14 protein-coding genes and 3 pseudogenes are annotated in these 19,974 nt (G+C 39.3%); 10 read left to right on the plus strand and 7 right to left on the minus strand.

The genetic code is table 11. The annotated features are described in order from the left end of the window. Positions 1 to 73: 73 nt before the first annotated feature. From J699_RS19735 to J699_RS0218470, 6 genes and pseudogenes are all read left to right on the plus strand, one after another. Positions 74 to 304 carry a hypothetical protein gene (locus J699_RS19735; RefSeq protein ID WP_050441667.1) on the plus strand — a complete coding sequence of 77 codons (231 nt, stop codon included), beginning with the start codon at positions 74 to 76 and terminating at the stop codon, positions 302 to 304. An 892-nt stretch (positions 305 to 1,196) separates the two neighbouring features. Then, a complete protein-coding gene (locus J699_RS0218460) occupies positions 1,197 to 1,466 on the plus strand; it encodes a hypothetical protein (RefSeq protein ID WP_032866491.1) in 270 nt (89 codons plus the stop codon). 64 nt (positions 1,467 to 1,530) lie between these two features. Further along, on the plus strand, positions 1,531 to 1,959 hold the full coding sequence (locus J699_RS14090; RefSeq protein WP_032866493.1) for a hypothetical protein: 429 nt from the start codon (positions 1,531 to 1,533) through the stop codon (positions 1,957 to 1,959). A gap of 119 nt (positions 1,960 to 2,078) precedes the next feature. Next, positions 2,079 to 2,740: pseudogene (locus J699_RS19320) on the plus strand (RHS repeat-associated core domain-containing protein); the annotation flags it as partial. An 18-nt stretch (positions 2,741 to 2,758) separates the two neighbouring features. Next, positions 2,759 to 3,196 carry a hypothetical protein gene (locus J699_RS14085; RefSeq protein ID WP_032866495.1) on the plus strand — a complete coding sequence of 146 codons (438 nt, stop codon included), beginning with the start codon at positions 2,759 to 2,761 and terminating at the stop codon, positions 3,194 to 3,196. A 217-nt stretch (positions 3,197 to 3,413) separates the two neighbouring features. Continuing rightward, positions 3,414 to 3,898: pseudogene (locus tag J699_RS0218470) on the plus strand (DUF4265 domain-containing protein). 264 nt (positions 3,899 to 4,162) lie between these two features. Here the strand turns inward: J699_RS0218470 and J699_RS14080 are convergent. Genes J699_RS14080 through J699_RS14070 form a run of 3 tightly spaced genes read right to left on the minus strand, consistent with a single transcriptional unit; the run spans position 4,163 to position 10,054 of the window. Beyond that, positions 4,163 to 5,635, minus strand: coding sequence for an efflux transporter outer membrane subunit (locus tag J699_RS14080; RefSeq protein ID WP_032882731.1), 1,473 nt, complete (start codon positions 5,633 to 5,635; stop codon positions 4,163 to 4,165). Positions 5,636 to 5,645: 10 nt separating this feature from the next. Next, positions 5,646 to 8,825 (minus strand): multidrug efflux RND transporter permease subunit AdeG, encoded by a 3,180-nt coding sequence (gene adeG, locus J699_RS14075; RefSeq protein ID WP_032866500.1) that lies wholly within the window; start codon positions 8,823 to 8,825, stop codon positions 5,646 to 5,648. A gap of 5 nt (positions 8,826 to 8,830) precedes the next feature. After that, the gene (locus J699_RS14070; protein ID WP_032866502.1) at positions 8,831 to 10,054 is read right to left on the minus strand and encodes an efflux RND transporter periplasmic adaptor subunit; all 1,224 of its coding nucleotides are present in this window, start codon (positions 10,052 to 10,054) and stop codon (positions 8,831 to 8,833) included. Positions 10,055 to 10,249: 195 nt separating this feature from the next. Here J699_RS14070 and J699_RS14065 point away from each other — a divergent pair, with 195 nt between their 5' ends. Together J699_RS14065 and J699_RS14060 are read left to right on the plus strand one after the other, a co-directional pair. Beyond that, entirely contained in the window at positions 10,250 to 11,281 is a 1,032-nt protein-coding gene (locus J699_RS14065) for a LysR family transcriptional regulator (protein WP_032868171.1), read from the plus strand. A 139-nt stretch (positions 11,282 to 11,420) separates the two neighbouring features. Next, positions 11,421 to 13,679 carry a TonB-dependent siderophore receptor gene (locus J699_RS14060; protein WP_032866504.1) on the plus strand — a complete coding sequence of 753 codons (2,259 nt, stop codon included), beginning with the start codon at positions 11,421 to 11,423 and terminating at the stop codon, positions 13,677 to 13,679. Between the two features lie 104 nt (positions 13,680 to 13,783). Here J699_RS14060 and J699_RS14055 read toward each other — a convergent pair whose 3' ends face one another. From J699_RS14055 to J699_RS19930, 4 genes and pseudogenes are all read right to left on the minus strand, one after another. Then, the gene (locus J699_RS14055; RefSeq protein ID WP_032866506.1) at positions 13,784 to 14,209 is read right to left on the minus strand and encodes a DUF4377 domain-containing protein; all 426 of its coding nucleotides are present in this window, start codon (positions 14,207 to 14,209) and stop codon (positions 13,784 to 13,786) included. 310 nt (positions 14,210 to 14,519) lie between these two features. Further along, the gene (locus J699_RS14050) at positions 14,520 to 15,746 is read right to left on the minus strand and encodes an acetamidase/formamidase family protein (RefSeq protein ID WP_005231477.1); all 1,227 of its coding nucleotides are present in this window, start codon (positions 15,744 to 15,746) and stop codon (positions 14,520 to 14,522) included. A 145-nt stretch (positions 15,747 to 15,891) separates the two neighbouring features. Beyond that, positions 15,892 to 16,590: a DUF1826 domain-containing protein gene (locus J699_RS14045; protein ID WP_032868180.1), complete on the minus strand. Its 699-nt coding sequence runs from the start codon at positions 16,588 to 16,590 to the stop codon at positions 15,892 to 15,894. A gap of 155 nt (positions 16,591 to 16,745) precedes the next feature. Then, positions 16,746 to 16,826: pseudogene (locus J699_RS19930) on the minus strand (hypothetical protein); the annotation flags it as partial. Between the two features lie 721 nt (positions 16,827 to 17,547). Here J699_RS19930 and J699_RS14040 point away from each other — a divergent pair. After that, positions 17,548 to 18,492 (plus strand): DUF4424 family protein, encoded by a 945-nt coding sequence (locus J699_RS14040; RefSeq protein WP_032866508.1) that lies wholly within the window; start codon positions 17,548 to 17,550, stop codon positions 18,490 to 18,492. A 661-nt stretch (positions 18,493 to 19,153) separates the two neighbouring features. After that, a complete protein-coding gene (locus J699_RS14035; RefSeq protein ID WP_005231455.1) occupies positions 19,154 to 19,363 on the plus strand; it encodes a hypothetical protein in 210 nt (69 codons plus the stop codon). Positions 19,364 to 19,974 lie beyond the last annotated feature (611 nt).

A 19,974-nucleotide genomic window follows, 5' to 3' on the forward strand; every position in this document is an offset into this window, starting at 1 on the left:
ACCTACCACTAATATGGAGGATTTTTTAAGTTATGTTCGAGGTGGAAAATGGAAGTTTTAAAATGGTATATGAATGATAGATAATAACATTTTTTTTAAAAAACTTTATCCTTATGGTATTGTTTTTCCTGTAAAAGTAGGTCACTTTAGTGTTGATCTATCTGGGTATTGTGATATCGATTTTCATGTTAATGAACGACCAAATGTAGATATTAAAAAATATGGTTTTTGGGGAGAGGATTATAATACTGTTGTTATAAAGTTTAAAGCACGATTGGTGGGGAGTATATCTATTGAAAATTAGATTAAAAATAGTTTTGGTGAGTTGATTTTTGAAAATATAGGAAATTATTTTGTTTTAAAAGTGCATAAAGATGATTTTGTTTTTTCTGTTGAAATAGATGGTTTAATATTTCAAGAGTTGTCTGTTTATTTTAATGGTGTTGAATGATTTAATTAATTTAATTGGGGTGTATAAAAATTCCATGAAATAAGTTGGTATTTTAGGGGGTAAGATGAAATTTAATATTCTTAATAAGTTAAATAGGCTTGTGGGAGGTTATTTAAGTACAGATTCTTTATTTTAGGAGCTAGGTGAGATTTCAGATCTGTTTTCTCCTTATTTGAATGAGGAAATATTTTAAAATGATGTTTTAATCAAATTGTGGCATGTTTTAGTATATGTATATATTAATAATCCACAGAAGGAAAATAGATCGGATGCTCTATCTGTTATTTATGATGTTTATATTTATGCTGTGAATATAGGTTTTTCTGTAGATAAAAAAGAACTGATTAAATATTATCTTGAGTTGAATGGTAACAATAAATTAGATCAAGAATCTAAAGAAATCTTGGAAGAAATTTTATTTGATATTTAATAATTTTAGCGAATATTTCAATAATCTTAAAAGTCTGCTTAATTAAGGTTTTGCAACAAATAGCCTGCAATCGAAGAGGGAAGCTGTGGTGGACGCCTATTTATTGGATAGATTATTAAAGTTCTATAAAGATAACCCTGAAATGAAAGTGGTCCCATTAGCTTTGGATGATATTAATTTGGCGAAGAAATGTATGCCAATTACTTGGGCTTTTGCTCAAGAAGTAGACTAGAAATAGTGAGAAATGTCGACTAAAAACGGTGGAATTTCAATGAAATTAAAATTTGGTAATGGTCAATCTACGGTGGTGAACTAGTGAACAATCTGAATGAAACAGTTGAAAAAATCAATACTAAAGAGGATTTTTTAGAATTTACACAAATACTAATAGAGGACCTCTCATTAAATAAATGGGAGAATAACAATTTAGCTGATTATCTTGAAGGTCTTAATAGTTGGGTGGACGATATGGATGGGTATTTTGAGAATATGAAAGATTTTGATGCATTAGAGAAAATTAAAAAAAATCAAATTGATTGGAAAATTTTAGCTAAAATTTTATTAGCAGCTACTATGTATGAATAATTTAACTTCAATAAAGAGTTAGAAAGCCGAAATAATAGTGGCTATCCTTTATAAAGGTGGAATTATGTTAAGTTTTAAAGTATTTAATTATTTGAAGCAAAAAAATGCTTGGTTTGAAGATGTAGATATCGATTGTGAAAGATATAGAGAGATTCTGAAAGAGTTAAATTTGGATACTAGCTCTGATTTTGGCATTTTCTATACACATGCAGAGGAAAATCCAGGAGGTTTTTATTCAAAAAATTTTGAATTATGGCAAATATGTTGGATGTATGAAAATAGTGATTACAGAGTTATTAATAATAGTTTAAGAAGAGATTTGAGTTTAAATGATAATTATTATGTAATTTCAGAGTTTGAGGGAGAAAGGGCATATTTTTATAATAAAGAGGAAAATAGTGTCGAAATAATTGGTTACTCTGAAAATGGAGTAGATGTTATTGAAAAGTGGGAGTCATTTAATGATTTCTTAGAATGGTATTTTGGAGTTTAATTTAGCTTTATAAGAGTCAATTGATCTAGAAACTGAATATAAGGCGTGAGGTTAACTCGTTTCTGCAAAGTAACGCTTTGCACAAGTGCAAGACCTTGCGTCATATGATTCATATGTTCAAAGCAGCAAAGCCCGTATCTAACTTTTTTGAAAATTCAAAAATCGTCACCAATAATATCCGCTTTCAAGGTGCATGAGCAAAGACAGAGCATTGCTATGTCGGAAGCGCAAGGATCAAGAAACAGGTTTACATTACAACCGTTATCGATATTATTCGCCTTATGTAGGACGTTTTATTTCTAAAGATCCGATTGGGTTGTTGGGCGGTAATAACGTTTATGCTTACGCGCCGAATCCTGTAAGTTGGATTGATCCTTTAGGTTTAGCTAAGAAGAAGAAGCAAAACAATGTATCAGAAACAAATAATTGTAAGGATGATTGTGGGGGGATATTACTATTAGACCCTAAAGATATTAATTTTGCTCAAAGATCAGTGAACCCAAAATTTGATACACCAGATGGAAAAATTTCAATTCAAAGCTCAATTAATAACGGTGCAGCTCAAGTTGCTAATTTTCCACCTATTAGTGTAATTAATGTAAAAGGTCAATGGGTTGCAAGAGATGGTAATAGTCGTTTATTGATTGCAAAGTCTACCAAGGCTACATCTATAAGTGCTATAGATGACTCAGGATGTTTAGATAAAAGAAAAGATCTAAATTCGAGATTGAGAAATAATGGGTTACCGAGCCAAGGTACATCAAACTTACCAAAATACTAGTTTTAAAGAAGAGTTGTTATGATTGTTGAAATAGAAATTCCCTTTTGGCAAGATCCCCAATGTCATGTTTTTACTCAACATTATCGGGATGATTTAATTACCTATTTTACATGCTGGGATGATAATGCTGAGCTGATAAAAAATAAACTTGGAGAGATTTTATTTAATGATGTCTTAAGTGTCAAAATTGAAAGTAAAATTAGAAGTTACCTAGTAGATGAGCCCGAGTATAGATCATCTATATATGAGGTTTTAGATTCTAAAGTGATAAGGAAATACTTAAAGAAAAGAGAGAAATGGGAATATTCTAAAGTTAATATTAAAGATTATAGGTGCTTTGTTGTTAACAGTCATGATTATCAAATTGTAATTATAGCAAAAAAATATACATTTAAATTAATTTCAATTGATCCACATACAGATGTGATATATAAAAAAATTTTAGAGCTAAATTGAAAGTGAACTGGTGGAGTAAAAACAATTATACTGCAAGTTAATTGTTTTTTATTTTTAAAGTTAAGTCTTTTATTTAGGTTGTTTTCTGAAAAATTATACTTTTTATGAAACATAAAGAAGGTCTTTTTAAGAGGGTTATAGCTTTAAAATCTAATGTTGATTAGGTAGGTGTAAATATTTGTTGGGTTCTTATTGTGTGCTTGGAAGTGTTTGATAAATGGGTCGTAGTTTAAACGTATTAAATATTTATGCAGGAAAAACTAGCTCTGGTAATACTAAAGCAGAGGAAGTCCTTGTAGAAGATATAGATGTAAACACTTATAAGCTACTATCTGCCCTAGGCTTAGCTCTAAATTTAGCAAAAGGTGATATTTTTAAATTTTTTAATAGCGAAGAACCCGTAAAGGTTATACATCGAGGTGGGGATTTTAATATACATGATTATGAGGCGAATTTAACTCTTGAGGATTATGAAGATTTTAAGAATGAACTTTTAGACTATTTAGAAGGAACTATAGATGGTTTGAGTGAGAATAATATGGCTATTATTGTTTCCTCAACTCAAGGTATCCAAAGAGTAAATAATTTTTTATAAACTTCAGTGAAATATCAGGTAATAACTGGGCTTTTACTAATATTTATAAAAATTATGAAGATTTTGATGATGAAACATTACTGGGTTGGTGGGATAAAAAGTGTTAGTTGATTGTTTGACAATGGCATTTCACTATCAAGCACTTGAACAAGAACTAGATAAAAATGAAAATTTAAGTAAAGATGAACAAGAAAAATTTAAGCAAACAATGAGTACGATATCTAAAGATTTCTATACTTTGTATCCATTCAAATATTTCTAACAAATCATTTTCTTGACTAGATGCGGATTGAGGATGGTTGAGATAAAATTTAAGTTGTCCGATATAACCGAGAAAATCTACATCCATGTATATTTTCTCAATTTAAGTTTTATTGCCTTACCAACTCTACTTGCCCAGTATGCCAACCCCCACCTAAAGCACGAATCAGATCCACACTAGCAATCATCCGACTGCCATGAAGCTGTGCAGCGAGTTGCTCTTGCTGCAAGATACTCCGATCAGAATCAATCACATCCAGATAACTAATGCTGCCTTCACGATAACGCAAATGTGAGAGCTGATGGGCATGTCGGGATGACGCAAGTGCTTGACCTTGTGCCAGTATTTGCTGATCCAGAATACGCTGATCAGACAAACCATTTTCAACCTCACGGAAAGCATTCAGCACGGTCTGCCGATAATTGGCGATACTCTGCTCATAGCCTGCACGTGCCTGAGCAATGCCCGCCTTACGTTGCCCACCATCAAATAACGGTAAAGACAAAATTGTGCCAGCAACGGGACCGAGTAAAAAAGTTCGACTCGACCATTTGCCCAAATCTCCTAAACTTGCTGATTCATAACCCAACGCACCAGTGAGATCCAGTTTTGGGAAAAAGGCAGCACGGGCAATACCGATGCGTGCATTATCAGCTGCCATGGCACGCTCAGCAGCAGCGATATCGGGACGACGTTCCAGCAGGCTCGAAGGTAAACCCGCAGGCAGGCGAATCACCGTAGCAGACAAGGGTTGAATCGCTAAGCTAAATTCGGCAGGCGCTTTCCCGAGTAATACCGCCAGCGCATGTTCGGTACTGGCTCGATTCCGTGTAATGCTGAGCGCATTGCTTTGGGCGGTCGAGAGTTCGGTTTGTGCGCGAGAAACATCCAGATCACTGACCAATCCATTGCGATAACGTGCTTGGATCAAATTTTGATTCTCAGTCAGTAACTTGATGTTTTGCGCATAGATGGCTTGCTCAGCATCGAATTGACGAATCAGAAAGTAAGCCTGTGCCACATCTGCTTGCAGTGCTAACAATGCCGAATGATACAAGGCTTCCTGTTGCTGTACATCTGCAGTCGCCGCATTGACACTACTGGCAATTCGTCCAAATAGGTCCAGTTCATAAGAGACATTGGCTTGTGCCCGCCATAAAGTACGTGCAGATGTAGATGCATCCGAATCAAGTCCTAAAGACGCAGGTGAGGGTTTTTGGCGGGTTGGCCCAAAACCTGCGCCGATGCTAGGTAAGCGTTCAGCTTGTGCAGCAGACCTCAAGGCCCGTGAGGCCTGAATATTGGCTGCTGCCGCTTTTAGATTTTGGTTACCCGCAATTGCCTGATGTTGCAGATCATTCAATTGTGGATCATTAAAAATACGCCACCATTCACCGCGAGACTGTGTATCAGCGGGGTGGGCAATGCTCCAGTTGGGATCGTTCAACTTAGCATCAGCTTCCTTGAATTGCAATGGAATAACCGCCTTGGCAGGCTGATATTCCGGTGCCAATGAGCAGCCTGCAAGCAGCAGGCTTCCTATGAGTGAGGAGAGTATCCAGTGGGGCTTGAGTCCTGTCATATCCTGCTCCTTAGTGATCGTGTGAACTGTGCAGTGGTGCTTCATGCACAGCTGCCGAATGCAGTTTATGTTTGCTGTTCAGGGTACGAATCAATACATAGAAGGCAGGTGTCAGGAACAAACCAAAGAAGGTCACTCCGATCATGCCAAAGAACACCGCAACGCCCATGGCATGACGCATTTCAGCACCGGCACCGGTTGAAGTGACCAGTGGAACCACACCCATAATGAAGGCGATTGAAGTCATCAGGATCGGACGTAAACGTAACCGGCTGGCTTCTACCGCAGCATTGAATGCAGTCGCGCCTTGCATTTCCAATTCTCGGGCAAATTCCACGATCAAGATGGCATTCTTACAGGCCAGCCCGACCAGTACCATCAAGCCGATTTGGGTAAAGATGTTGTTATCTCCGCCTGTGAGCCAAACCCCTGTTAGTGCCGCCAAGATACCCATCGGGACGATCAGAATCACGGCTAATGGCAAGGTCAGGCTTTCATATTGCGCCGCCAAAACCAAGAACACCAACAGCACACTGATCGGGAACACCCACAATCCGGCATTACCTGCCAAGATTTTTTGATAGGTCAAGTCAGTCCATTCAAACTTCACCCCTCGTGGCAAGGTTTCAGCGGCAATGCGCTCAACCGCAGCTTCGGCTTGACTGGATGAATAACCTGGTGCAGGACCGCCGTTAATATCGGCAGCAGTATAGCCGTTATAGCGCACCACCATTTCCGGGCCATAGGTTTGAGTCACATTGACTAGAGAAGACAGCGGCACCATTTGTCCTGCATTGTTACGGGTTTTAAGCTGTAAAATATCTTCAGGATTGGCACGGAATGGCGCATCCGCTTGAGCACGTACCTGATAGACACGACCAAAGCGGTTAAAGTCATTCACATATTGTGAACCGAGGTAAATCTGCATGGTGTTAAATACATCGGTCACGGCAACGCCTTGTTGCTTGGCTTTGACCCGATCCAGATCGACATTCAGTTGCGGTACATTGATTTGATAACTGGAGAACATTGGCCCCAATTCAGGTGCAGATTGTGCCGCCTTCATAAAGGATTGTGCTGCGTTATTCAATTCGGCATAGCCTAAAGCACCGCGATCTTCGAGCTGCAGTTTAAAGCCGCCCATGGTGCCGAGACCCATCACCGGTGGTGGCGGGAAGACCGCAATATAAGCATCCTGAATCGCGGCGTATTTCTGATTTAAAGCACCGGCAATGGCATTGGCAGAAAGATCAGCCGCTTTGCGTTCAGCGAAAGGTTTTAAGGTCACAAACACAATCCCTGCGCTGGAACTGTTGGTAAAACCATTAATCGATAAGCCTGGGAAAGCCACAGCACTTTCTACACCTGGCTGTTTCAGTGCCGCATCACTCATTTTCCGAATTACGGTTTCGGTTCGATCCAGTGAGGCACCATTGGGTAATTGTGCAAAGCTGATCAGGTATTGCTTATCTTGTGCGGGCACAAAGCCACCCGGAACGATATAAGAAATTCCGATGGTCAGACCAAGTAAAGCTGCATACACACCCATCGCTGAGGCTTTATGCGAAATAACCCGACTGACGCCACGACCATATTGATCCGATGCGCGTGAGAATACGCGGTTAAACAGGGCAAAGAAGCGTCCGAAAACACGATTCATTACACGGGTCAGGACGTCTGGTTTGGCATCATGACCTTTCAGCAACATAGCGGCCAACGCAGGAGACAGGGTGAGTGAGTTGAAGGCCGAAATCACGGTGGAGATGGCAATGGTCATGGCAAATTGTTTATAGAATTGCCCTGTTAAACCGGTCATAAAGGCCAGCGGGACGAACACGGCAACCAAGGTCAATGCAATCGCGATAATCGGTCCACTGACTTCACGCATGGCACGATAGGTCGCATCCCTTGGACTAAGTCCTGTTTCAATATTCCGCTCGACATTCTCCACCACCACGATGGCATCATCGACCACGATCCCGATGGCGAGCACCATCCCGAACAGGGACAGGGCATTGATGGAATAACCAAAGGCCAGCATTAAGGCGAAAGTACCAATGATTGAAACGGGTACTGCCAGTAGAGGAATAATCGAGGCACGCCATGTTTGTAAGAACAGGATCACCACCACAACCACCAGTGCAATCGCTTCAAGCAGGGTATGAATTACCGCTTTGATACTTGAACGCACAAATTGAGTCGGGTCGTAAACGATGTCGTATTTAATCGAGGCTGGAAAATCTTTGGACAGTTCCGCCATGGTGCTACGCACTTGGTCAGAGACCTGTAAGGCATTGGCACCTGGTGCTTGGAAAATTGGAATCGCAACAGCTTGTTTATTGTCCAGTAATGAACGCAAGCCATATTGTGAAGCGGCCAGTTCAACACGGGCCACATCACCCAATCGAGTCACGGCACCATCTGCTGCCGTTTTTAAAATAATATCGGCAAATTCCTGTTCGGTACTTAAACGGCCTTGTGCATTCACCGAGAGCTGTAATGGTGAATTGTTGGGTGCAGCACCAATGGTTCCTGCGGCAACCTGAATGTTCTGCTCACGAATTGCATTCACAATTTCAGTGGCGGTGAGGTTACGTTGCGCCACTTTCTGTGGGTCTAACCACACCCGCATGGCGTAATCGCCTGAACCAAACAGGCCGACTTCACCCACGCCTTGTAAGCGTGCCAGACGGTCTTTGACATTGAGCACGGCATAGTTCCGCAAGTAGGTCATGTCATAGCGGTTGTCAGGAGAGGTGAGGTGCACCACCATGGTCAAGGTGGGTGAACTTTTTAACGTGGTCACACCGAGACGTTGTACATCTTCTGGCAAGCGTGGCAAAGCTTGAGAAACCCGATTCTGGACCAGTTGCTGGGCTTTATCGGGATCAATCCCAAGCTTGAAATTGACGGTAATGGTCAGGTTGCCATCGCTGTTGGCTTGAGACTGCATATACAGCATGTTCTCTACGCCGTTGATGGATTCCTCCAAAGGAGAAGCAACCGTTTCAGCAATGACTTTGGGGTTAGCACCTGGATATTGGGCACGTACCACGACAGAGGGTGGCACTACTTCTGGATATTCAGAAATTGGCAGTTGGAAAAGGGAGAGTAAGCCCGCCAGTAGAATCAGGACGGACAGTACCCCGGCAAAGATCGGACGATCAATAAAAAATTTGGAAATATTCATGAGGATTAACCTTTTGCCGAAGTTGGGGTTTTATCTGTAGGCTGAGGTTGTTGTACGGTGTTATCGGCAATGATTTGAGGATTTGGCATAGGGACCAGATGTGGACTAACAGGATCACCCGGACGGATACGTTGCAAACCATTCACCACGATACGGTCGCCAACTTGCAGACCGCTATTGATGATTTGTAGGCCATCTTGTTGCGCGCCAAGTTTTACTTCACGGTACGCAGTTTGGTTTTTGGCATCGACCACCACCACAAAACGTTTGTCCTGATCGACACTAATCGCAGTCGGGCTAATCAGAATCGCTGCACGGGGTTGTCCTCCACCCAGACGAATGCGGGCATACAGTCCGGGAAGCATCACGCCTTTGGGATTATCAAAGGTAGCGCGGACACGAATGGTGCCTGAGGTGGTATTTAAATTATTGTCGATGGAACTGATATAACCTTCACGGCTAAAACCAGATTCATTGGCAAGACCTAAATAGACAGGAACTTGGGCTGAATTGCGTTGATTGCTGATGTATTTTAAATAAGTTTGTTCATCGACATCGAAAGAAGCATACAGACGTGATACCGAAACCAAACTGGTCAGCACCTGTGCGCCATTACCTGCGGAAACTACGTTACCCACCGTGACTTCGGCACGGGAAATACGACCACTGACAGGGGCGGTAATACGCGTATATTCGAGATTTAAACGGGCGGTTTCCACTGCGGCTTTGGCTGCCTGTAAATTGGCATTGGCTGAGCGGGCTTCATTTTGAGCTTGATCAAGTTCTTGACGGGCAATCGCATTACTTTGAATTAAACGCTGGTTCCGGTCTAGATTTGCTGAGGTGTAGGTGACTTGTGCTTCAGCAGAAGCCAGTTGCGCTTTGGCGCGATTCAGTTCTGCTTCAAAAGGACGAGGATCAATGGTAAACAGCAGGTCGCCTTTATTTACTAAACTGCCATCTTTAAAATGCACGGCAATCAGTTTACCTGAGACTTGGGGACGGACATCGACTTGATCGATAGCTTCGAGACGTCCCGAATATTCTTGCCAGTCGGTAATGGTCTGACTGACGACACGGGCCACATCAACGGTTGCTGCAGGCGGTGCAGTTGCTGTTGAAGTCGCTTTGGCATCTGCATTTTCTTGGAAGAGAATAAAACTGCCACCTGTTGCAAAAACGGCAATTATGACAGCAGACAGCGTCAGCTGCTTGCGGGAAAGTGACATGGGATGCTCCTGGTTATTTGAATCCCTGTTTTCAGACTTTTTGTTGTGGTCTGTATGGGAGAAACAGGTTTATGGAATGGAAGGAGCATAAAAGTTTGTCAATTACGAATAAATATACTAAATTTGATAACACTATTCGTATTTTTATAATAATTGATGCATAAAATCCAAAAAATGCATCAATGGGAGTGGCCCATGGATCTATTTCATGCAATGAAAGTCTTTAATAAAGTGGTTGAAACCAACAGCTTTAGTCTGGCTGCGGATAGTCTGGGGCTGCCACGTGCATCGGTGACGACCACGATTCAGGCTTTAGAAAAACATTTACAGGTTCGCTTGCTGAATCGAACCACGCGTAAACTAAGCCTAACCCCCGATGGGGCAGTCTATTATGACCGTAGCTTGAGAATTTTGGCGGACGTGGAAGATATTGAAGCATCTTTCCATGATGAGGAACGAGGACCGCGAGGACGATTACGGATTGATGTACCTGTGTCGATTGGTCGTTTGATTCTGATTCCAAGGTTGAGAGATTTTCATCAACGTTATCCGGATATTGATCTGGTCATTGGCATGAATGATCGCCCGGTCGACTTGGTGGGTGAGGCGGTAGATTGTGCAATACGGGTGGGGGAATTGCAGGATTCCAGTCTCATTGCACGCCGTATTGGTACGTTTCAGTGTGCAACAGCGGCATCAGCATGCTATTTAGAAAAATATGGTGAACCGAAAACACTTGAAGATTTACAAAAAAATCATCAAGCCATTCATTTCTTCTCCAGCCGTACTGGACGTAATTTTGACTGGGATTTTGTGGTCGATGACCTGATCCAGAGTGTCAGTGTTAATGGGCAGGTATCTGTCAATGATGGCGATGCCTATATCGATTTGGCGCTGCAAGGCTTTGGCCTGATTCAAGGCCCACGCTATATGTTGACCAATCATTTTGAAGCGGGAACTTTAAAGGAAGTATTACCCAAATGGACGCCTGCACCGATGCCGATTTCGGTAGTATATTTGCAGAGTCGACATTTATCGCACAAGGTTCGGGTTTTTGTTGACTGGGTGGCGGAGCTGTTTGCAGGATGTCCATTATTAGGCGGAAGTGCTTTGCCGCTGGATCAGAAATGTGAATTTGCCTGTGATCAGAAAAGCAGTCATGAATATACCATTCGTACTTTGGTGGAACAGCATAATATTGCTGAAGCAAGGGCGTTAAAGACTTGAGCTAAGCAGGCCTAGTGAGATGGAAAGGATCATAAAGAGCTGCTTATATCACTCATAAATAATAGAAATCAGTTAAATTTGTTTGTTTTTGTTGGTTAAATGATAATAATAATGATTCTTGTTTATTTGTTAAAATATTATGGACAGCCAGATCAGAAAAACTGCTTTAAATATTGTGATAAAGTCAATCTTAATGTGGGGCGTTTTATCAAACAGTGCGCTTGCAGAAGAACAGCCTTTGGCCAAGGAGTCATCTTCAATCTTACCTACGATAAAAGTTACTGCAGAAGAAGATGAAAAAACTGAAGGGAATAAAAGTTTTAAAGCGAACTCATCTCGAAGTTCATCCAAGCTTAAACTTTCTTTAAAAGAAACACCTCAATCAGTCAGTGTGATTACACGAGAACAAATAGAACAGCGAAATCTAAATATTATCGATGATGTCCTTGCTGCTACACCTGGGGTAACGGTCACTAAAAGTGATAGCGAGCGTTCAAATTATTTTGCGAGAGGTTATGCAATTACAAATCGACAAATTGATGGAATGCCAATAGGTGAAAACAGTCCACGTGTAGATAGTTTTTTCTTTGACCGTATTGAGGTTGTGAAGGGTGCGACGGGTTTAACAGGGAGTACGGGAAATCCTTCTGCAACCATTAATATGATTCGTAAACGACCAACTAAAGAACTGTCGGGTAATGTAGCAACTTCATTTAGCCGTTGGAATAAAATTCGTAATGAAGTTGACGTTTCGATTCCATTATCTACAGACGGGAGTGTAAGAAGCCGAGTGATGGCAGCCCGAACTGAGGGTGATTCATATATGGATTACTACTCTCTAGAAACTTTGGCTGCAATGGCAATGGTAGAAGCCGATATTACAGAAAAATTAACGGGTAGTGTTGGCTTCCAGTATCAAGACAATCAGCCTCGTGGTTCGACATGGGGAACAGTACCTTACTGGAATCAAGATGGTTCGCTTGCCAATTTACCAAGAAATTTTAGCTTGGCAAATAGCTGGAACACCATTAGTCAACGAGATAAAACAGCATTTGCCGATTTGACCTATAAATTTGATAATAATTGGATGATCAAGGCTGCTGCCGCGTATTCACTATCCAAAAGTTTTTGGTTGATGTCCTATGGCGGTTCTGGTTTCCCGAATCAAAATGATGGGACTGGAGTAGGAGTATGGTCAACAGTCTATCCAACATCAGAATCTAAAAAAACCAGTTTAGAGCTGTATGCGAGCGGTCCTTTTCAGTTATTTAATCGCGAACATGAACTTATTATTGGTGCTAATGGCTTTGACCGTTCTACAGATAGTCCTTCAGGTCAGCTCAATGGTTTGGCGAGTGGCCAATTGACCTGTACTAAAAAAGTGAATGATGTCACTTTACCTTCTAATAATATTGGTGATACATGCGTGATTAATGATTGGCGTACATGGGATGGCAATGCAACCATTAAACCAGATTATACCGTTACGCCAGCAACCAAAGATGCCAAACAACGTAATTATGGGGTATATAGCACTTTAAAACTCAATGTTACCGATGAATTAAAATTAATTGTAGGTGGGCGCTATAGTGATTATTCAGCGACGAATGGAACGAAAAGTGATGTAAAAGCTGATGCATTTACGCCTTACTTTGGAGTGACGTATGATCTTAATGATTTTATAACGGCCTATACCAGTTATACCGATATGTTTAATCCAAGTAGTCAAAAAGACCGTAATAATAGTTTCTTGGAGCCAGAAGTTGGTAAAAGTTATGAAGCAGGTTTGAAAGCAAGTTTGCTAGATAATCAATTACTGGCAACAGCTGCTGCTTTTTGGTCTAAAAAATCGAATGTTGCCATACTTGATAGTGAAGCAGTCGCTGCGGGTATTAAAACAGATGATGGTGCTGACCCAATGAAAGCATCAGGTGAGGGGTTAAAAATTGAAGGTTTTGAACTCGAAGCTATTGGGCAGATCACACCTAATTGGAATATTACAGCGGGTTATACCTATGTAAACAGCATAAGTTCAGAACAAGTAAGCGCTTCTACCTCTATTCCCCAAAACTTAGCGAAGGTTTATACCAACTTTAAATTACCAGAAGATTTATGGGATGGTGCAAATAAGGTAAACGTAGGCTTTGGGGTAAATTGGCAAAGTGAAGTAAAGCGCAAATGGGGTGGAGCACCATCGAATACAGATGGTTTTATTCGACAAGAAGCATATTTTCTGGCAAACGCCAATATTGGCTATGAATTAAGTAAAGATCTGAGTGCTAATATTCAAGTTACTAATTTATTTGATAAAAAATACTATCAGGAAATAGGGTTTTATAATGGTGTGTATTGGGGAGAACCCCGTAATGTAACCTTGTCTTTGCGAGCAAAATTCTAAATCATATATAAGAAAGATGTAGGCGAGCCACCAACTAAACAGTTCAGGTTTTAAAAATAAAAAGCACTCGGTACTAAAACCAAGTGCTTTTTATTTTAAAAATTTTATTTGCTAGGAACCGTTTCAATGACTTCATCTAGGACATAACGGATACTTGAGCCATCAGCGGGTGGATTCGGGATGTCATATTCTTTAACACGAATGAGGACTTGTTCATTGCTCTTATGCGTAAAACCTTCGATTCCTGCATAGAAATTTTCCCAATCTTTGCTCTTATATGTTTTTTGCCCATCTTTATAATCAAGTTGTTTAACTTGTAAGCAATCCATTTGTCCTGCTCCAGCATCACATTTTTGAATTTTTGGAGAAATCTCAAGATATGAAACTCGGCTAGGCATTTGCTCTGCTCTCGTTTGTGCTGTGACAGATTTATCTTCAGTTGTGGGTTTGGTCTCAGTCTGTTTATTCGCGTCTTTTGAACAAGCTGTTAGCGCAATTATTGTTAATGCTATAAATAAGATTTTTTTCATTTGTTTTCTCAATTATTGAAAAGTCTCATCATAAAAGAAATCATAAGAACTGATGTTAATAAAGTGTTAACTAATTATCATTTTTATTGAGCAATCTAGTATCTTTTATTAAGATATTGGGTGATATTCCTCACCAATTGAACGTGTTTTATTCCATTGCCACTGGTCATTGTAGAGAATAAATATATAGCGTGAGTAGAAGTATCAATTTCCATACTATCTTCATCCTATCAATTAAATATAAAGCTCAAAGAGCCAAGCGATACACGCTGACTCTCTGAGCAAAATTACGAATAGGGAATTAACTGTATTATTTGGCTGCTTGATTAAATTCTTTAAAATCAGCTTTACGTATTTTGGCGTGAATTCCTTTGGTTTTATCCACTACCTGCGAAACCTCAAAATCTGTGGCTGCACTTAGATAAGCATAAGCAAGCGCTTCATCAATGCCATATTCCTGATTTAAAAAACGGATTGCTTCACGAGTCGACTTTTTCATAGCTTCATCTAAATCCTCATCCAGTCCTGGCGTAATCCAGAATTCCGCATTCTCTGCCAAAGGCTGCACAATTTCCTTACCCGGAATTTTATCTTTGCCTGCTTTTAATAAGGTAAATTTAAGGGTTGCACGAGCGGATGCTTCTAGCGCTGTCAGCGCAACTTCACCATCGCCCTGTGAAAAATGGCTATCGCCTGTATAGAACAGCGCACCGGGAACTTGTATTGGATAGTAAATGGTTGATCCAGCGCCTAACTCGTTGATATCAATATTACCACCATACATTGCAGGCGGGACAGAATGGACAGGCTCAGATGTATTGGCCGCTACTCCCATAATGCCCATGAATGGATAAAGCGGGAAACGAATTGCTTTTCCTGACTCTGTTTTGAGTACACCTTCGTATTCACCTTTGGCGTTCTTTTCTATCGGGGTAAATACTGAAACATTCCCATAGCGTTCTGGGTGAGCAGTAGATGCATTTTCTTGTTTAGGTTTTTTAGGAAATTCACCCACCAGCGCTCCTTTACCATGACGATTGGAAATAACGCCGTAAGGAACACGAGGTTCAACTTTAATGACTTCGACTTTTAAAATATCACCGGGTTGTGCACCTTGAATTTCAATAGGTCCTGTGACGATATGCGGGCCATCCTGATGAAAATCATGTTTTAAATTAGACTTCGTAATTGTTTTTGCTTCATCGAGAATATTTTCAGCTTTTACACCTTTCGACTTAAAATATTTTTCTGCATCACGCCCTTGATCCTCCAACAAGCCTTCATGTGAGACCGTATCAAAGGTCACCACACTTCCTGATGGAACAGCAATAACAGGCTTGGCATCTTTATTGGGTAAATAGCCCCAAGTGATGGTCTGTAACGTCGAAGGCACATAATAATTGCCTTTATAGTCACCATCTTTTAGCTGGACAGGTTTATTTGAGATCTGTTTAAGAATATTAAAACTTTCTGCGTAAACCGTTGATGTCACAAAACTGCTGAGAATGACAAAAGAGAGGAGCGAGCGCTTAAACATAAAACATATCCTAATGAATTTTAAAAAATAACGGATATGTTTAGAGCAAATTTTATGCCACGCTAGAATTTGATTTTATTGGATAATTTAAATGAAAAATGCACTATATTTACACAATAGCTGTCTAATCTAGTGCATTAGTCTCCTAACAAATCAACAGCAACCGATATTCGCCTTCTTTTTCAATCGGTGCGCGATGAACACAAGGCAAGACCTGTTGGGTTGGGTGATCTACAGCCAAGCGCCAAAGATGTCCGATCCCTAAATTGACTGGTTGTGCATCAGGTCGGGCTTGATAATGCAAATCAAAAAAGTACTCTTGCAAGAAATGCTCAAATTCAGCTTCTGGCCCGTCATGTAATTTTCTGAGCTGTTCTCTGATTTCCGGGACTAAAATTTTTTGCTCAACCTGATCATTGGGCAGGATTTCGCTAGCAGCACCATGATAGGTACATAAAAATGTGTCCGTTGCGATGGGCGACCGATCGACATGATAGGAATAGACATCTGTTGAAATGAAATCCAGTTCGTCATCGCGCTTGTAACTTTCAATTAAGTTAAGAGTGGGCAAGGCGCCAAGATCAGTCAATAACTGTATATCCTGCAAGATCATTGTTCTAGCTAGGTTTCCTTGTTCTGAAAGGTTTAGTGCCAAAAGGTCTTCTGCCGAAATTTCGGTAACATTTTCTTTTAACTGAAGCTGAGTCACAATTTCTTTAAAATCTCCAACCGGATTTCTATGCCAGCAAAGCGCATTCATTTCTCCGTGAAAATGAGTGTTAATCAGTTCAGAGAAAGTAGACACCACACCGACTTGCTTGTGATCAGAAAATGTATAGTTCATATCAGCAGTAAAAAAGTAATCATCCGCAGTAATATACACTGAGTTTTTGAAGATTTTTAATTTAGCTCTTTCACCAGCAGTTAGTCTTTGTTCAAGGACATAATTCTTGAAAATAAAAAAGAGCTTAAATAAGCTCTCTTTTAGTTGCAATCGACTTATTTACAGCTAAAGTTTTCAGCTTTTTCACTATCGCCTTGACCGTTGTAACGTGCAATCAGTGGGTAAGGACAAAGTGGGTGACAAATCGGTTTATGTAGCATAGCCAATGTACCCGTCTCTTTAAAAAGTGGCTGAGCTAATGAAAGTATTAAAAATAATGCGAAGTTATACAAAGAAAATTGCGAAATATTTAAACATAATTTTGCTGATCTGCTGTATACATAGCCTTCCTAAATTTTCCCCAAAAAATGGTCTCCTTATATTTCTGTATGGGATGTCCGAAATAACGTCCTTATACTTCCAAACTTTGTTAGGGGAAAAGCGGGCAAACGTTATGATTTATCATTTTGATATTATGAAATATATGGATACCCAGCATATACTGCTGAGTACCAATGAAATAAATACATTACAACAAAATAAGTTGGGAAGAACCATAGGAATGAAATGCGTTTGCTACTCCAATATTTCCAACCGAAGAATAACCCGAATAAAAGCGTAAGAAAAATTACGCCAAAATGCACGTAACTATATGTGCCTGAAGCAGTTTCAGTAGGGTAATAACGACCTGTCATTTTATACATCAACATTTGAGCAAAAATCGACAACATAAATGCGAGTATCATCCCCAAAATAGCAGATACAAACCTCATCATTTCACCTCGAAAAACATAATTTTTTTGGCCTTGCTTCCCCCACATCCATCCCAATAAAAAATTCACATTGTGGCGTTATAACCGCTATGATTTCTAATAAATGAAAATCTCATAATAACAAGTTCCGTGAGAGCCGTTAAAAATGAAAAAAATGACAGTGGTTTTGGTCTGTTTAGCTTCATCATCAACTTATAGTCTAGCCAATGATTCTACGGGTTATATTGGAACAGGCGGTATTCAGTATCTTAAAAACGCGCAGATAACCATGCAAAGTGAAGATTTATTTATTAGCAAAAAGCTGATCAAGGTGGATTATGTCTATAAAAATTTAAGTAAGCACGATATTACTGAAACCGTGTTATTTCCCTTACCGCGTATCGATAATTTCTTTGAGGCTGATTTTGCCCATACCGAAGCACTGTTAAAAAGTTTTAAGATTATTGTCGATGGTCAACATATAAAACCTGAAATGCATGTACGTACCTTTATTCAAAGGGATGAGAAGTGGCCGCTGATAGATAGCACCGAGGCATTTCAACAATGTGGCTTTAGTCAGGTTGATATGCTCAATCCCTGGGCTAGAAATAACGATGATTATGAATACTATCAAGATAAATTGAGACAATGTAAGCAGCCACAGATACAGAAAATTCTGGCGGGCTTCAATAAAGATGATGTGATCCCGTGGTCATCTCAAGTGATCTATAGCTGGAAGCAGACTTTTAAAGCCAACAGTGTGACTAAAATCTATCATGCATATAAACCTTTGGTCGGTGGTTCTGTCGCGCTCTATCCAGATGAATATAACCAGCAATTCTGTATGGATAAATCATTTAAACAGGGCTTGAAAAAAGCCAGTGCAGAACATTCACCGTTTAGTGCCTTGAGCTATATCCTGACGACAGGTGCAAACTGGGCCAAACCGATAGAAAAATTTAAATTGACAGTTGAGCGTGATCATAACGAGCTGGTGTCTTTCTGTTGGAATGGCAAAGTTGAAAAGATCAGCCCAACCCAGTTCCAGATGGTCAAGCATAACTTCATTCCAGCCCAAGATCTGGATATCATTTTTGTGAGCGTGAAATAGGTTTTTAGTGGATAAAATACTGGGTGAAGTAGGGGGGAGGTTATTGTATAAGGATAATTTTCTTCATTAATCAAACAATTGGATGAAATAAAACTGGGATATATGTCTTTGCTATTCTTTAATTGTGATGTTTATCACATATTTTTTCGATTGCATAAAGTTTTAATTTATTATTTTTATTTTATAACCTTTTGTTTTTTAATATTTTAAAAGATATCTACATTTTTCGTTACAACCCTTTGATCGACAAACTTTATATTTATTTGCGATATTCGCTTGCAAACTTAGCAAAGGAATTTGCTTATGGCGTCATTTTATTTATGGAGTTGAGTGCAAGGATTGTGTTTACACCTAGTCCAACAAATAGATAAAGCATTATTTACTATTATTGGGATTATTCTTTTTACGTATAGTAACGTTGATCCTGAATCATTATTTTAATTACAGAGGAATATTTTTGATAGGGATTACTGTAATGCCTTTTTATGAATTGCTTTCGAAGCTATATTGATTTCTAATAAAATCGTTTGGTTAAATCAACAAAAATTGCAACGAATAGCTGCTTTTATTTTAACCTTTTTTGCAATGCCTTTAGCTTATTCGGCAATGATATTTTCTAATTTATTTAGCTGTTTTTCCAATTTTAAAATGGAGTTATTTGATGAACAATATAAAAATCAAAGTAAAGGATCAGTTTGAGGCTGAAAATATAGCCCTTGCCTTAATTCGGAAGGCAAATGAGCAGGAAATTCCGTTATTCAAAAGAATAGAGCATATTGAAATTGAAGGCGAGATCCTGCTGCCTAATATGGAGCTTCTATATGAGAATCCCAAAGATGGTCGTATCTATCGATTTATAGAGGAACTTTAATAGCCTTATTTAAGGGTTTACCTGTTCGACTGTATAAAGAATCCCATGATCATAAGATGATGGGATTTTTTTTCTGTCAAAATTAATTTTTTAAAAGTGTATTGAAGCTGAAATTTAAATAATAAAAATATTGATCGCTGATATTTTAATAAGCATAGATGTTGAAAATCATGATTCTTGAATAAATGCATTAAATGTTAAATTAAAGTGGTTTAAGTGTTATTTTTTTAATATATATATTTATATAATAATAATTTTTAATTTGTAGAGCTTTTTAATGATTACATGGATTTGTAAAGCTTGCGGGAAGTATAAAAGATTTTATCCCGACACCCTGAGGTCAGGACAAATTGTGTACTTCTGCCAGTATGATATACAGGCTGGAAAGGTTAGAAAAATATTTAGAAAAGGAGTGATATTAAAAATTAGAAAAAATATTCTGACTATTCTAGATCAGGGGCGTATATTTCATTATAAAAGCACGCAAGTTTATCCGGTAGATGCTCCAGCTAAATTTGTTTATAAAATTTTTGGTGAATGTCGATGTGGCAGAAATTGATGTCTCAATATCTAAATTAAACCGTTAAAGAGCTTAGATTGGAAGGATAAAC

The organism is Acinetobacter sp. 1000160 (genome assembly GCF_000588715.1).
GTDB lineage: Bacteria > Pseudomonadota > Gammaproteobacteria > Pseudomonadales > Moraxellaceae > Acinetobacter > Acinetobacter courvalinii.